This is a genomic window from Hafnia paralvei (assembly GCF_020150375.1).
In the GTDB taxonomy this organism is placed as follows: Bacteria; Pseudomonadota; Gammaproteobacteria; order Enterobacterales; family Enterobacteriaceae; genus Hafnia; species Hafnia paralvei.
The window spans coordinates 1,014,545-1,030,072 of sequence record NZ_CP083737.1; the positions used below are offsets into that span (position 1 = coordinate 1,014,545).

11 protein-coding genes are annotated in these 15,528 nt (G+C 50.6%); 10 read left to right on the forward strand and 1 reads right to left on the reverse strand.

Translation table 11 applies throughout. From position 1 onward, the window contains the following. The first annotated feature begins 12 nt into the window (after nucleotides 1-12). The 7 genes from agaW to K9N75_RS04680 all read left to right on the forward strand — a co-directional run bounded on the left by agaW (nucleotide 13) and on the right by K9N75_RS04680 (nucleotide 7,660). Nucleotides 13-804, forward strand: a complete 792-nt coding sequence (agaW, locus tag K9N75_RS04650; RefSeq protein WP_008812476.1) for a PTS N-acetylgalactosamine transporter subunit IIC — start codon at nucleotides 13-15, stop codon at nucleotides 802-804. Next, nucleotides 794-1,687 carry a PTS system mannose/fructose/sorbose family transporter subunit IID gene (locus K9N75_RS04655; protein WP_008812477.1) on the forward strand — a complete coding sequence of 298 codons (894 nt, stop codon included), beginning with the start codon at nucleotides 794-796 and terminating at the stop codon, nucleotides 1,685-1,687. The genes agaW and K9N75_RS04655 overlap by 11 nt, the downstream gene beginning before the upstream one ends. A 9-nt stretch (nucleotides 1,688-1,696) precedes the next feature. Beyond that, complete coding sequence (gene agaF, locus K9N75_RS04660; protein ID WP_008812478.1) at nucleotides 1,697-2,140, forward strand: PTS galactosamine/N-acetylgalactosamine transporter subunit IIA; 444 nt, start codon at nucleotides 1,697-1,699, stop codon at nucleotides 2,138-2,140. 12 nt (nucleotides 2,141-2,152) lie between these two features. Next, on the forward strand, nucleotides 2,153-3,007 hold the full coding sequence (locus K9N75_RS04665) for a tagatose bisphosphate family class II aldolase (protein ID WP_004090757.1): 855 nt from the start codon (nucleotides 2,153-2,155) through the stop codon (nucleotides 3,005-3,007). A gap of 904 nt (nucleotides 3,008-3,911) precedes the next feature. Continuing rightward, a complete protein-coding gene (locus K9N75_RS04670) occupies nucleotides 3,912-5,822 on the forward strand; it encodes an NAD(P)-binding protein (protein ID WP_008812479.1) in 1,911 nt (636 codons plus the stop codon). Then, on the forward strand, nucleotides 5,819-7,003 hold the full coding sequence (locus K9N75_RS04675; RefSeq protein WP_008812480.1) for a cytochrome c: 1,185 nt from the start codon (nucleotides 5,819-5,821) through the stop codon (nucleotides 7,001-7,003). Before K9N75_RS04670 ends, K9N75_RS04675 begins: the two co-directional genes overlap by 4 nt. A gap of 447 nt (nucleotides 7,004-7,450) precedes the next feature. Continuing rightward, nucleotides 7,451-7,660, forward strand: coding sequence for an ElyC/SanA/YdcF family protein (locus tag K9N75_RS04680; protein WP_263481240.1), 210 nt, complete (start codon nucleotides 7,451-7,453; stop codon nucleotides 7,658-7,660). Between the two features lie 19 nt (nucleotides 7,661-7,679). Here the strand turns inward: K9N75_RS04680 and K9N75_RS04685 are convergent, their stop codons facing one another. Further along, nucleotides 7,680-8,924 (reverse strand): ROK family protein, encoded by a 1,245-nt coding sequence (locus K9N75_RS04685; RefSeq protein ID WP_039185832.1) that lies wholly within the window; start codon nucleotides 8,922-8,924, stop codon nucleotides 7,680-7,682. Between the two features lie 116 nt (nucleotides 8,925-9,040). On the opposite strand from K9N75_RS04685, the gene K9N75_RS04690 reads away from it, so the two are divergent. The 3 genes from K9N75_RS04690 (at nucleotide 9,041) to K9N75_RS04700 (ending at nucleotide 14,669) form a co-directional block, all read left to right on the forward strand. Then, nucleotides 9,041-12,310, forward strand: a complete 3,270-nt coding sequence (locus K9N75_RS04690; protein ID WP_224452276.1) for a DUF5107 domain-containing protein — start codon at nucleotides 9,041-9,043, stop codon at nucleotides 12,308-12,310. An 80-nt stretch (nucleotides 12,311-12,390) separates the two neighbouring features. After that, nucleotides 12,391-13,821 carry a sugar porter family MFS transporter gene (locus K9N75_RS04695; RefSeq protein WP_224452277.1) on the forward strand — a complete coding sequence of 477 codons (1,431 nt, stop codon included), beginning with the start codon at nucleotides 12,391-12,393 and terminating at the stop codon, nucleotides 13,819-13,821. Further along, on the forward strand, nucleotides 13,821-14,669 hold the full coding sequence (locus K9N75_RS04700; RefSeq protein ID WP_166712975.1) for an aldose 1-epimerase: 849 nt from the start codon (nucleotides 13,821-13,823) through the stop codon (nucleotides 14,667-14,669). Before K9N75_RS04695 ends, K9N75_RS04700 begins: the two co-directional genes overlap by 1 nt. Nucleotides 14,670-15,528 lie beyond the last annotated feature (859 nt).

Consider the following 15,528-nt stretch of genomic DNA (forward strand, 5'->3'; position numbering starts at 1 on the left):
CGGGAGTAAACCATGTTTACAGATGCGTTATTGATTGGCTTGTTAGCCGGGCTGGCGGGGGTAGACCTGTTTGATGGTCTGACTCACTTCCATCGTCCGGTGGTTATTGGCCCACTGGTTGGGCTGATCCTTGGGGATGTGCAAACCGGATTGTTGGTGGGCGGATCGCTGGAACTGGTATGGATGGGGATGGTGCCTCTGGCTGGGGCTCAGCCGCCGAACGTGGTGATCGGTGGAGTGGTCGGTACCGCATTTGCCATTCTGACTCATGCCGATCCTAAAGTGGCCATTGGCGTCGCGGTTCCTTTCGCAATAGCGGTTCAAGGTTGTATCACGCTGTTATTTACCGCGTTTTCTCCAATGATGCATAAGTGCGACAAGATGGTGCAGGCGCTGAACTGGCGCGGTATTGAACGGGTGAACTATCTCGGTATCACCATTCTGTTCTGCTTTTACTTCATTGTGGCGTTTTTGCCGGTGTATTTCGGCGCCGACGCTGCCAGCGTGATGGTACAGAAAGCGCCGATCTGGCTGCTGGATGGCCTCGCCGTGGCTGGTGGCATGATGCCCGCGATTGGTTTCTCGCTGCTGATGAAAATCATGATGAAAAAGACCTATGTGGCCTATTTCATTCTCGGTTTTATTTCCGTGACATTCCTCAATATGCCGATTATCGCCGTTGCTTTGGGCGCTTTTGCCATCGCGTTGATCGACTTCTTTAACCGTTCACGCAATGAACAAGAAGGCGACTCTAACGCGCCAGCTTCTTCGGCCAACGTTCAGGAGATGGAAGATGGGATTTAATGATAATGAAGCCGCAATGGCGGCAAAAGCCGAGCAGCGCATGGCGCAGGCTTTGGCAACCAGTCAGGTCGAGCAGGATGACTATATCGACAGCACGCCAGCGGAGGCGCTGACCAAGCAAGATCTTAACCGTATGGCATGGCGTTCTTTGCTCTTGCAGGCCTCGTTCAACTATGAACGTATGCAGGCAGGTGGCTGGCTTTACACCCTGATCCCAGGCCTGCGCAAGATCCATAAGAATCCACAGGATCTGGCTAACTCAATGAAAATGCACATGGAGTTTATTAATGTGCATCCGTTCGACGTCACTTTCCTTTCTGGCCTTGTGCTGGCGATGGAGGGGAGTAAAGAGAAAGTCTCTACCATCCGAGCGGTTAAAGTGGCGCTGATGGGCCCGTTAGGTGGCATTGGTGATGCGCTGTTTTGGCTCACGCTGCTGCCAATCTGTGCGGGTATCGGTGCTTCGTTGGCGCTTCAAGGTAGTTTGTTTGGGCCGATCGTTTTTCTGCTGATGTTTAACATTGTTCACTTTGGCCTGCGTTTTGGGCTGGCGCACTACGGATACCATGCCGGAACCAGTGCGCTGGCGCTGCTTAAGACACACACCAAAAAGATATCTCATGCCGCTTCTATTGTCGGTATGACGGTGATCGGGGCGCTGGTGGCGTCGTACGTTCACCTATCGACACCGTTGGTTATGCATGCCGGTAAAGCCAGCGTCGCACTGCAAAAAGACGTGTTAGATAAGCTGATGCCGAATTTACTGCCGCTGTGTTTCACGCTGCTGGTGTTTTGGCTGATGAAGCGTGGTTTCTCGCCGGTGAAACTGATTGGTTTAACGGTGTTGTTTGGCGTTGTCGGTAAATTCGTTGGATTCCTTTAAGGGGGCGTAATGCTAGGTCTCGTTATTACTGGGCATGGCCGCTTTGCAAGCGGCCTGCTACAGGGCGTTGAACAAGTGGTCGGTGAGCAATCGCAATGCTGCGCAGTAGATTTCCCTGAAGGAGTCAGCACCAGTGAGTTGATGATTTTGTTAGAGCAAGCCTGTGCGGCCTGCGATAGCGGGGAAGGCGTGGTGATTTTGAGTGACTTGCTCGGTGGTTCGCCGTTTCGACAGGCGGCGGTTATTGCAAAACAACATCCTGATTACCAAGTGATCACCGGCACAAATATGCAGCTTGCCGCCGAAATGATGCTAGAGCGTGAAGGCATGAATTCTCAAGATTTCCGCGATATGGCATTGGAATGTGGGCGGCGAGGCGTTACCAGCCTATGGCATGAAGAGCAGAAGTGTAACCAACAACAGAATAATTCCGTCAGCTTAGACGGCATTTAAGGAGCCTATTTTATGTACCTAATTTCAAACCGGGAAATGCTCAAAAAGGCTCAGCGCGAAGGTTACGCCGTACCGGCTTTTAACGTCCACAATCTGGAAACGGTGCAGGTGGTGGTAGAAACCGCGGCTGCGTTAAAGTCACCCGTTATCTTAGCGGGCACTCCGGGTACTTTCACCTATGCGGGAACCGACTATCTGGTTTCTATCTGCCAAGAGGCAGCCCATTTACATGATTTGCCTTTGGCATTGCATCTGGATCATCACGAAGATCTGGAAGATATTCGCACTAAGGTTATGGCGGGCGTGCGTTCTGTGATGATCGACGGATCGCATTATGCATTCGAAGAGAACATTCGAACCGTAGCTGAAGTGGTGCGTTTGTGTCAGCGCTATGATGTTAGCGTGGAAGCTGAGTTAGGGCGTCTCGGTGGGCAAGAGGACGATCTTAATGTTGATAGTGCAGACAGCTTTTTTACCGATCCTGCCTCAGCGCGTGAATTTGTAGAACGAACCGGAATTGATTCATTGGCTGTTGCGATTGGTTCGGCGCACGGTCTGTATCACGGAGAACCTCACTTAGATTTTGCCCGCCTAGCCGAAGTGCGCAACGTTGTGGATGTCCCACTGGTGCTGCATGGCGCATCGGGAATTCCGGAGCATATGGTGCGTGAAGCGATAGGGCTTGGAATTTGTAAAGTGAACGTCGCAACCGATCTGAAAATCGCCTTTGCCGACGCGGTTAAAAGCTACTTCACCGAGCATCCAGACGCTAACGATCCACGCAAATACATCACTCCGGGCAAACAGGCTATGCATGATGTGGTGGTGGAGAAGATCCGGATTTGTGGGAGTGAGGGGAAATTATAATTTATGGATGACGATGAATTATTTCGTTCGCTGATGTCACCATTGTGTAATATTCCGCCCGCCTGTTGATACCGAGCTTCATTGATACACCGGTGAAGGCGTACGGGCAGAGACCACCAGCGCGTGGTCTATGTACTCGCGGCCATCTCCGCTCCGGTTTGGAATGCCGATATCCTATGGGATTGCTGTGAAATGTTTCGTTCGCCGGTCAGCAAATGTGTTTCCATGAACCCACTGGCGAAGGCGACCGATGAGAGCCCCGTTGCGCGGGGGCTCTCAACTCGCGCGCTTTTATCCGAGATGCCATCTACGCTCCGGTTTGGTATCGCCCATCCAGGGCGCCCCAAACTCCGCCGATACATCCTTGTATCGGCGGCTCTCCCTTCCAAGACTTAACCTAAAAACCGTCCACGCTTTTTGTTTTGATTTTGACCTTTCCGGCACGTTGTTCTTCAGCCGAAGAGAGGAATGTAGGCTAGGATTCGCCGACAGGGATGTCGGCGAAAGAACGGAGGAGCCAGGACAAATTTGCTTGGAGCAAATTTGAACAACGCTTGCGTTAGCCCCGTAGGGGTGAGGCGCAGGGATGCGCCGAATACTCGCGATTGCCGTTCGTTCCGTTAAAGCCGGAATGACGAGATTCGGGCACCTGCGAAGCAGGCTGAAGGACGGTGCCTAGCTGGGGTGTCGGGGGGCAGCGCTTGGCCCCCCGACTCGGACGCCTGCACAAGGCTTATGTGATATTCGATGCCTTAGGCGCCCGAAACCTTACACAGTCCAATGAAACCTCATCGCTTTAACTCTATCTACCCCACATTTTTTATCCCCCTCTCATGTTATTTTTATGTAAAATAACTGTGTTTTTCCTTCGATTTCAATTCTTAAAATAAAACTGGGAAGCATTATGAGCATCACTAGACGTGACTTTCTCAATGGGATGGCAATTACCATTGCAGCGGGGCTAACACCGTGGCAGGCACTACGTGCATCACCTCAGGCTTTAACCCAAAGTCTGTACTATCCGCCGACGCTAACGGGCTTACGCGGCAATCATCCAGGATCGTTTGAAGCCGCGCATCTCTTGGGGCGTGAAGGTAAACATTTCGATCCGAAAAGTGTTCCCGTCGAGGAACAGTTTGACTTGGTTGTTGTAGGGGCGGGAATTAGCGGCTTGGCGGCTGCCTGTTTTTGGCAGCAGCTACAGGGTAAAAATCAGCGCATTTTGTTGTTGGATAACCATGATGACTTCGGTGGTCATGCCAAGCGCAATGAATTTAACGTTGAAGGTAAAACGATTCTTGGCTACGGCGGCAGTGAGTCTTTTCAATCACCACGAACCAACTTTAGCCCTGTTGCGATGGGATTGCTGAAAACGCTTAACGTTGATATTGAGCAGATGGCGAAAGATTTCGATCAGAATTTCTATCCCGATCTCAAACTCAGTCGTGGCGTTTACTTCGATCGTAAAAACTTTGGTGTAGATAAGATTGTTAACGGCGATCCCGGACGTGCGGTAGCGGATGATATTGCGCCGGATCGTTTAAACGGGCGTGACATCACCGCGTTTATTAACGATTTCCCGCTGTCTGAATCCGATCGTAACGCGCTGATTGCGCTGCACACCGAGCAGAAAGATTACCTGCCAGAACTGAATACTGATGAAAAAGTGGCGTGGTTAGATAGCCATAGTTACAGTCAATTCCTGCGGGAAAAAGTGGGTCTTAGTGAAATTGCGATCCGTTATTTCCAGCAAAGGACGAACGACTTCCAAGCGGTTGGCATTGATGCTACTTCGTGTAGCGACGCTCGCATTTGTGCGTTACCAGGGCTGGATGGAATGAATTTGCCTCCGCTTGACGCAGAGTCCTTGGCCGATTTGGATGAGCCTTATATTTTCCATTTCCCTGATGGTAATGCCGGTTTGGCGCGCTTGATGGTTCGTCATTTAATTCCTGCGGTCGCGCCGGGCGACAGTATGGAAAGCATCGTGTTGGCGAAATTTGATTACAGCCAACTCGATAAAAAAGACTCTCCGGTACGCCTGCGTCTGAATAGCACGGGCGTGCATGTGGCGAACGTTAGCGAGCAGGGGAAACAGGCCGTTGATGTGACCTATCTGACCGGAGATAAGCTGCATCGGGTGCGCGCCGGTCAAGTTGTGATGGCGGGTTACAACATGATGATTCCTTATTTAGTACCGGAAATGCCTGAGAAACAGGCGGCAGCGCTGAAGGAAAACGTCAAATCGCCGCTGGTTTACTCCAAAGTGGTGATCCGTAACTGGCAGCCGTTTATGAAACTGGGCGTGCATGAAATCTATTCTCCTGCTGCGCCGTACAGCCGAGTCAAACTGGACTATCCCGTGAATATGGGAGGCTATGAACATCCACGTGATCCTAATCAGCCGATTGGATTACACATGGTTTATGTGCCAACGCTGCCAGGAAGCGGCTTAAGCCCACGTGAGCAGTCGCGTAAAGGACGAGCTCTGTTGCTGGGCACGCCGTTCGAAGTCCATGAAAAAATGATCCGCGAGCAGCTACAGGGCATGTTTGGTGCCGCTGGCTTCGATCATCAGCGCGATATTCAGGCCATTACGGTTAACCGCTGGTCACACGGCTATTCCTATTTCCTGAACGGTTTATTCGATGATGAAAAAGAAGCTGAGCAAATTATTCATACCGCCCGCCAGCCGATAGGGCGCATCACCATTGCAAACTCGGATTCTGATTGGAGCCCGTATGCCAACTCGGCCGTCGATCAGGCTTGGAGAGCAGTGAACGAACTTACGGCGATGAATAAGGAGAACGTATGAAACCGTTAATGATGCTGACGCTGCTTGCGACAAGCGTAGGCGCTAATGCGATGTCGGCCGGTGAGTACGTGGCAAAAGCTGGCGACTGTGCCGCTTGTCATACGTCTCCTCAGGGGCAGGCGTTAGCTGGAGGCATGCGTTTTGCGACCCCTCTGGGTAATATTTATGCTACCAATATTACGCCAGATAAAACACACGGCATTGGCAGCTATAGTTTTGAGGATTTTGATAAAGCGATGCGGCAGGGGATCGCGAAAGATGGGCACCATCTGTACCCAGCGATGCCATACACGTCATACGCCAAAATGACGCCTGAAGATATGCGTGCCCTGTACGATTATCTGATGACTGAAGTGAAACCACAGTCCGTGGAAAATCAGAAAAGCGATATTCCTTGGCCATTGTCGATGCGTTGGCCGCTGGGCATCTGGAATTCACTCTTCCTGCAAGAGGGGGTTTATCAGCCGCAGTCGGAAAAAGGCGATGAGTGGAATCGCGGTGCCTATTTGGTGCAAGGAGCAGGCCACTGCGGTGCATGCCATACCCCGCGTGGTTGGGCGATGCAAGAGCAGGGAATGGATCAGGCCGAGCTGCGTTTCTTGAATGGCGCGGAGCTGGATGGCTGGTATGCGCCATCGCTGCGTGGTCTTAACGTCAGCAAGGACGATCTGGTGGCATTGCTGAAAAGCGGGCGTAGCCGCCACGCTGCGCTAAGCGGCCCAATGGGCGAGGTCGTGACGCACAGTTCACAGTACCTCACCGATAGCGATCTCAATGGCATTGCGACTTACTTACTGAGTCTGGAAGCGTTGCCGAATGATGCCAAAGTGAAAGCACCGACGGCAGCGTCAATGCAGTCTGGCGCTCAAACCTATGCTCGCTATTGTTCAACCTGCCATAACACCAAAGGCGAAGGCGTGGATTACACGATTCCTCGCTTAGCAGGTAATCTGACCGTTAATGCTGATAATCCGCAAACGCTGATCCGTGTGGTGCTCGACGGTGCGCAAACACCGGTTACGCAGCAACATATGTCATACGGCATGCCAGGTTACGGCTGGGCGCTGGACGATCGGCAGGCCGCGGATTTGATGAGCTATCTACGCGGTAGCTGGGGCAATAAAGCAGAACCGGTTACGGCTGAGCAGGTTGGAAAAGTACGTAAGGAACTTGATAAATAACCTTTGAAGTCAAAGGGGATGGAGCCGTTGTATTAGGCTCCATCCATTCAGCAAATGTCTCTGGGCTGAGTGGGCGATCGTTATTATCTGTGAGTTTTCCATCTTGGTTTTTCGCGGTGCTGATGTGAATTTTTCTGAAAGAACACTACCCTGTAGTAATGTTCTCTTTATGAGTTATTTTTTTATATTAGTAATATCCCACAGGCTAATAATATGAAGAAGATGCATTCCTTCAATAATATATTCTTATCCATAATATTTATCTTATTTAAGCCTTGTCTTTTCTGAACAGGTGCTGCTAACAAATGTTTCTATTCCTTGATGGTTTTCATGTGTGGTTTTTTCGGCTGATTTTGACTCTGATGTTATGGTGAGCTGTAATTGTGTATCACTCATTTTAGCTAAATCTATCTAACGCGAGAAAACCTTAGTTATGCCAAAGATGTGATGAATTTACACCAGCTTCATAACGCATTGATTATCAGCGATCCGCTGCATATGAAACGCGCTATTTTGATTGCAAAAGATAATGATATTAAGGCGTGGTCATCACCAACGCCAACCTCTTTGTATAAGAGTCAATACGCACGTTTCTCTTTTTTGGTTAGGGAGTCTATTTATTACTCTGGATATCTGACTCTACGTCTTTTTCATTGATGGGCGTTGAAGAATAAAACTACACATTCTCTAGCGCCTTTTCTGCATACAAATAACCGATACCCATAATCTGCTGCGGTCGGCTGAGCTGACCGAATCCGATACGTGTTGCGTTGGTCATATTGGGATCGGCGGGATCGAAAGGGTTGAACCCCGTTTGGCGCATGATTGCGTTTAGCCAGCGATCGCCAAAGGCACAGCTACGACCGTAAAAATAGATCCGGTTGATATTCAGTATATTGAGAAAGTTATACAGGCTCAGACCTATTGCGCTCGCGGCGTTATCGACCCACGCTTGAACCTGAAGATCCCCCTGTTGATATCGCTCAATCAAATGCTTACTACTCAGCGAATCCCAATCGGTTTGGATATTGCTTTGTTGAGTATTACTTTGGTGAATGTTGCTTTGGTGAGTATTGTTTTGTGGCTGAGATTTCAGCCAAATACGGGCACGCTTTTTAAGTGCGGAAAGTGAGGCTACCGTTTCCAAGCAGCCATAGCGTCCACAATCGCAGGCCACTCCGTCGGGATTGACAATGGTGTGCCCAATCTGCCCGCTGCCATATAGGCTGCCACGGTAAATTTGTTGGTTGATGACGAAGGATGAGCCAATCCCGTAATCCACGTTGATGACGCAGAAATCCTGCGGATTGTCGGCGTTTTGCCATTTCTCAGCCAGCGCCAACATCACGCAGTCGTTGTCTAACAGCACACGGGTTTTTAGCTTCTCTTCTAGCAGGTATTTCATTTCGATGTGCTCTTTCCACGGCGCCTGCGGCATATTTTGCGAAACGCCGGTCACGGGATCGACTTGTCCATGAATGGCTAGCGCTAGCTGAATGGTTCGCTGCGGATGCAGCTTTCGCTGTTGGTAATAAACCTGCTCGATAGCAGCTAATAAGGCTTGTGGATGAGGGGCTGAAACAGCCGCAAATTGATATTCGCCCAGAGGCAAAATTTGGCTGTTGACCAGTTGGCTCTCAATACAGTTTGGCGTCACGTTCATGCAGAGAATCAGCGAATTATTGATGGGAATTTGGTAACAACCGCCGCTGAGGCCGCGGCTGCTGAGCATGCGATCGGAGTGCTCGATTTTGCCATCGTCCATCAGCTCTTCAAGAATTTTGCCGATTGCAGGGATCGACAGGCCGGTCTGCTGCGCCAGCATCGATTTACTCGCATGTTTATAACGATAAATAAGCGCCAGTAATATTCGCTTGTTAAGGTGACGTACCCGCTGATTATTCAGTCCAAGATCAAACATTTCACTTAACTCCGTTAACTGTATTGCGTGAGCTTTCATCACAACGGAAAAAAACGTCTCCCATACACTGCCAACATACCTTAGTTCACTGTCATTTTTTTACTGGAGACGCAGAAATGTACGGCGACGTCAAAGTTTGGCAAGAAAGTGTGACTTTACCGACCTATCGCATCGGCGCGGAAGATCCTAACCCGATGTTTTTAGAGAAGCGTGTCTATCAAGGCTCTTCTGGCGCGGTTTATCCCTATGGCGTAATCGATACCTTAACCGGCGAGTGCGAGGACCGTGAATACCAAGCAGTATGGCTAGAAAATGATTTTATTCGGGTGATGCTGCTGCCCGAGCTGGGAGGACGAATTCATCGTGCGTACGACAAAGTAATGCAGCGTGATTTTGTCTATTACAACGAGGTGATTAAACCGGCTCTGGTGGGGCTAGTCGGGCCGTGGATTTCCGGTGGCATTGAGTTTAACTGGCCGCAGCATCATCGCCCAACCACCTTTATGCCGGTCGATGTGACTTTTAGCCATCAGGATGACGGCAGTAAAACCGTTTGGTTAGGTGAAGTCGAGCCGATGCGTGGTTTGCAGGTCATGACCGGTTTTAGGCTGTATCCGCAAAAAGCGCTGATCGAGATTACCGGCAAAGTTTTTAACGGCAACCCCACGCCTCGCCACTTCTTGTGGTGGGCGAACCCCGCAGTGAAAGGAGGGGACGATCATCAAAGCGTATTCCCACCGGATGTGACGGCTGTTTATGACCACGGTAAGCGCGATGTTTCAGCCTTCCCAATGGCGACCGGAACCTATTATAAGGTGGATTATTCGGCTGGGGTCGATATCTCTCGCTACAAGAATATCCCCGTACCAACGTCGTATATGGCGGATAAATCAGATTATGACTTTGTTGGCGCTTACCATCACGGCGAACAGGGAGGCTTACTGCATATCGCCGATCACCATGTTTCTCCGGGGAAAAAGCAGTGGACGTGGGGCAACTGTGATTTTGGTTTAGCGTGGGATCGTAACTTAACCGATCACAACGGGCCTTATATCGAGCTAATGACCGGGGTATTCACCGACAACCAACCGGATTTTACTTGGCTTGCACCTTATGAAGAGAAGGTCTTCGTACAGAACTTTCTGCCGTACAGCCGGTTGGGAACCTTGCAGAATGCGAATACGCAGGCGGCAATCAAGCTGGAACGGCATCATGGCGAGATACAGCTTGGCCTCTACGCGATAGCCCCGCTTGATAACGTCACGCTTGTCGTCAGTGCCGACGATAAAGAGATTTTCCGTGAATCACTGACGTTCTCTCCTGCGCAATCGTGGTTACACGCGTTGCCGGACCGCTCTTCGGCACGTCTGACGCTTTCTCTGCGGGATAGCGATGGCCGCGAGATTATCAGTTACTTAGAGCATGTCCCTGAAGAAATGCCGCTACCACAGGCGGCCAGTGCTCCGCAAAAACCACAAGAACTCACTAACACCGATGAGCTGTATTTCATTGGTCAGCATCTGGAACAGTATCTGCATGCGAGTCGCTCTGCTTTTGATTATTACCAACGAGCTTTGGAAATAGATCCTCAGGACTATCGCTGTAATGTCGCGTTAGCGACGCTGGAGTTTAACCGCGCCAACTTTGAACGGGCCGAATTTTATGCCGACGCCGCGTTGCAGCGTGCTCAACGTTGGAATAAAAATCCCCAATGCGGTCAGGCGAGCATGTTACGCGGTTCTGCCCGCGAAAAGCTGGGCCGTGAAACGCAGGCCTACGATGATTACTTTAAGGCGACATGGAGCGGCAACTGTCGCGACGCCGCATTTTATGCCTTGTCGCGTTTAGCACTGCGTAAAGGCGAGTCAGAACAGGCGTTGGCATTTGTTAATCAGAGCCTGATTTTCAACGGGGCAAACAATCTGGCAATGGGGCTAAAGGCGCTCATTTTACAGCGTTTAGGTCAGAACGAGCAGGCCAAGGAATATGTCGCGGCGCAGCTTGTACAGTATCCGCTTAGCTACGCTTTGCTGTATATGCAGTCGCTACTGAACAATAACGTTGATGCATTCAAAACTATCGCGGGAGCGAGAGGAATAAATTCCTGTGTATTAGCCGGCTGGCTGATGAGTTTGGGATGTGAAAACGATGCATTAGCGTTGTTGGATTTGTTGGATAACCCAGAATCTTTACCGCTGCTTTACCGTGCTGCGCTGACACAAGATACCCAGGATCGTAGCCAGTATTTACAGCAGGCTCGCGATAATTTTGGCCTAAAAGTCAGATTCCCTAACACCTTGGATGAGGTTGCCATTCTGCAACGCCTCCCACAAGACGGCTTTGCTCAATATTTGCTGGGATGCTTCTTCTACAGCAAACGTCGTTACGATCAGGCGGAGTCTTGCTGGCTATTTGCGCTACAGCAAATGCCAAACTTTGCCGCGCTGCATCGCGTATTAGGGATTTATGCCTTCAATAAACAAGATGATGCTGAAGGTGCTACTCGTTATTTCCAGCGAGCACTGGATCTTGAACCCGAAAATCCGCGCCTGCTATTTGAATTTAGTTATCTGCAAAAACGGATGGCGGTGCCGACCGAACAGCGTTTGCGTTTGCTGGATGAGCGCCGTGACGTGGCACTTAAGCGTGACGATCTCACCGCAGAACTGCTTAGCCTTTATCACATCCATAACAAAACGGACGCCGCGGCAGAGATCCTTTGGCGTCGTCAGTTCCACCCTTGGGAAGGCGGCGAGGGCAAAGTTACTGGGCAATTTTTAATTAATCATCAGCGTCGTGCTTTGGCGTTGATGAAAGAGCGGCGCTTTGCCGAGGCGTATGACGTTTTGCACCAGTCACTCAGTTACCCAGCCAATCTTGGGGAAGGGCGTTTGGTTGGGCAAAGCGATAACGACATCTGGTACTTACTGGCGGTTTGCGCCGAACAGATGCAAGACACAGAACAAATGCAGTTAGCTTTGCAGCGTGCATTACAGGGGGGATCGGTTCTTAGCGAAGGCCGTTATTACAACGATCAACCGGTAGATTATCTGTTTTATCAGGCAATGGCGGCGGTGCGTCTAGGGGAAAAGGTTCAGGCTCAGCAGCAATTCCAATTCATGGTGGATTGGGCAAATCAGCACCGCAACGACGCCTCCGAACCGGATTTCTTTGCCGTCTCGCTGCCCGATCTGATTGTGCTAGATGCCTCGGCACAGGAACAGCATATCCAACATTGCCTGTGGGTTGAGGCATTAGGGTATTTAGGCTTGGGCGATGAAGCGAGCTTTGTACGTCTTACCGATCGGTTGCTTGAGCGTAATCCGGCTCACGATAAGGCGCATTTATTGCGTTTGGCGCTACAGACCGGTGTTTTTAATGGCTAAGCCATAACAGGCCACCGCGGTGGCCTATTTCTAATGACTGCGTAAGCCTGTTCCCTACAAGATAACGATAAGGTGAAAAAATGAAAAACACGCAGAACCATCTCAATATGTCTTATGTCTGGATGATATGTTTGGTTGCCGCCTGTGGTGGGCTACTGTTCGGTTATGACTGGGTAGTGATTGGCGGTGCAAAACCGTTTTACGAAGCCTATTTTGGTATTACCGATCCCGCCCAATCAGGATGGGCGATGAGTTCGGCATTAGCCGGCTGTGTCTTTGGCGCACTGATTTCAGGCTGGTGCGCCGACCGTTTTGGTCGCAAGCTGCCGCTGATTATCTCTGCGGTTTTGTTTTCTGCTTCGGCATGGGGAACCGCGGTTGCGACGGATTTCGACTGGTTCGTGTTTTATCGCATCGTAGGCGGTGTGGGCATTGGCTTAGCCTCTGCTCTGAGCCCGATGTATATCGCCGAAGTTAGCCCAGCGGAAAAACGCGGGAAATTTGTGGCGATTAACCAACTCACGATTGTGATCGGCGTTCTTGCAGCACAGCTGGTAAACCTGATGATTGCAGAGCCGGTTGCCAGTTCGGCAACCATGCAAGATATTCTGCAAAGTTGGAATGGGCAAGCTGGCTGGCGTTGGATGTTTGGCGCAGAGTTGGTTCCGGCTATATTGTTCTTATTGCTGATGTTCTTAGTGCCTGAGTCTCCACGTTGGCTGGCAAAAGCGGGCAAACAGGATAAAGCCGAGCGCATGTTACGCCGAATTGGCAGCGTTGAATATGCACGGGCAACGCTCACCGATATTCGCGCAACGCTAGGGGCTAATACGCAAAAGGTTGCGGCGAGCGAACTGCTCAACCCTCGAGTTAGGCCGATCATTTTGATTGGGATCGTGCTGGCCGTTTTCCAACAGTGGTGCGGGATTAACGTGATCTTCAACTACGCGCAGGAGATCTTCGCTTCGGCCGGTTTTGATATTAACAGCACGTTGAAATCGATAGTGGCGACAGGCCTTATCAACCTGATTTTTACCATCATTGCTTTGCCGCTGGTGGACAAGTTGGGACGGCGCAAATTGATGTTACTCGGTGCTTCAGGGCTGACCGTGATCTATGTTCTGATTGCTGGCGCTTATGCCTTGGGCATCATGGGGCTACCTGTACTGTTGCTGGTTTTAGCCGCCATTGCCATTTATGCACTGACGCTTGCGCCTGTTACTTGGGTTCTATTGTCTGAGATTTTCCCTAATCGCGTGCGCGGCATGGCGATGTCAGTAGGGACGCTGGCGCTTTGGATTGCCTGTTTCTTGCTTACCTATACCTTCCCTCTATTAAATGCCAGCTTAGGGGCCGCAGGAAACTTCTTGCTGTATGGCATTATTTGCGCGCTTGGATTCGTGTTCGTATTGCGTAATGTGCCTGAAACCAAAGGTGTCACGCTTGAAGCTTTGGAGCGTCAATTAGCTGGGAGCACGAAACCCGCAGAGCATAATGTGAAGCAAGCATAATGGATATTTATACCTTAGAGACCTCACGGTTTAGGCTGCGGGTGACACCGCAGTCGGCGGCGATTTTAAGCTTTGACGATCTCGACGGCGGCAGGGAGATTCTACGTGCGTACCAAGAGAATACCGGATGGCATCCGGGAGAGAGCGCGCTGTTTCCTATGCTGCCGGTGGCTAATCGAGTGCGAGATAATCGCTTTCGCTTAGGTGAGAGAGAGGTTTGTCTGCCGGATAGCTCATTGGATCCGATGTTTTTCCTACATGGAGACGGTTGGCTGCAACGTTGGCAGTTACAGGATCTCAGCGTAAACCACATCGCGTTAGGGCTACGAGTACAGCATGACTGTGGCTTTGACTATTCGGCTCTGCTGGTTTACCGGCTAAGTGACGAGGGGCTGACAGCCCATCTGACGCTGCGGCATTGTGGTACAGAACCTATGCTGTATGGGGTGGGATTTCATCCGTTCTTTGTGAAAACGTCGCAGACGCAGATACAGTTTTTTTCCTCGGGATATTGGCCTGAAGGTGAAAAACACTTACCTCTATCGTGGCAGAGAAACATGCCTGATGACATTGATTTCTCTTGTGCCAAAGTGCCTAACAACGTGTGGATGAACCATGGCTATTCGGGCTGGAACGGCGTTGCTCATTTAGTTACGCCTCACCAACCAACGGTGACAATACGTAGTTCCGTGCCTTACCTTATGTTGTTTCAAATGCCCAATGAACCGTTTATTTGCCTCGAACCTCAAAGCCATCCAGTCGATGCCCACAATATGGAAGGACAACCGGGTTTGGTGTTGTTAGGAAAAGGGGAGAATATGGAGTTGGTTATGGGGATAGAAGTGTGAAGGTTTTGTACGCCTAAGGCACTGAAATCTGTGTAAGGTTTCGTACGCCTAAAGCACTGAAATCTACATGCACTCCGTGCAGGCGTCCGAGTCGGGGGGCCAGTCGCTGCCCCCCGACACCCCAGCTTGGCACCGTTCTTCAGCCTGCTTCGCAGGTGCCCGAAACTCGTCATTTCGGCTTTTACGGAACGAACGGCAATCGCCATCCTGGCTCCTCCGTTCTTTCGCCGACGTCCTTGTCGGCGAATCCTAGCCTTCATTCCTCCCTTCGGCTGAAGAACAACGTGCCGGAAAGGTCAACAGCAAAACATAAAGACCACACTCTGTTTTTGTCTTTTTAATTGTTTAAGTCTTGGAAGGGAGAGCCGGCACGACAGGGATGTCGTGACGGAGTTTGGGGCGCCCGGGATGGGCGATACCAAACCGGAGCGGAGATGGCGTCTCGGATAAAAGCGCGCGAGTGCAGAGACCACGCGCTGGTGGTCTCTGCCCGTACGCCTTCACAAGGGTATCAATGAAGCTCGGTATGAACAGGCGGGCGGAACATTACATAGCAGTAACATAGGTGACCGAAACATTTCACCGCAATTTCATAGGATACTGACGTTCCAAACCGTAGTGAAGATAACCGCAAGTGCAGAGACCACGCGCTGGTGGTCTCTGCCCGTACGCCTTCACAAGGGTATCAATGAAGCTCGGTATGAACCGGCGGGCGGAACATTACACAGCAGTAACATAGGTGACCGAAACATTTCACCGCAATTTCATAGGATACTGACGTTCCAAACCGGCATATGAAAGCCGCTACGGAGTGGCTGCCTAAACCTTACAAAATGCTCATATAAACAACAACATCATT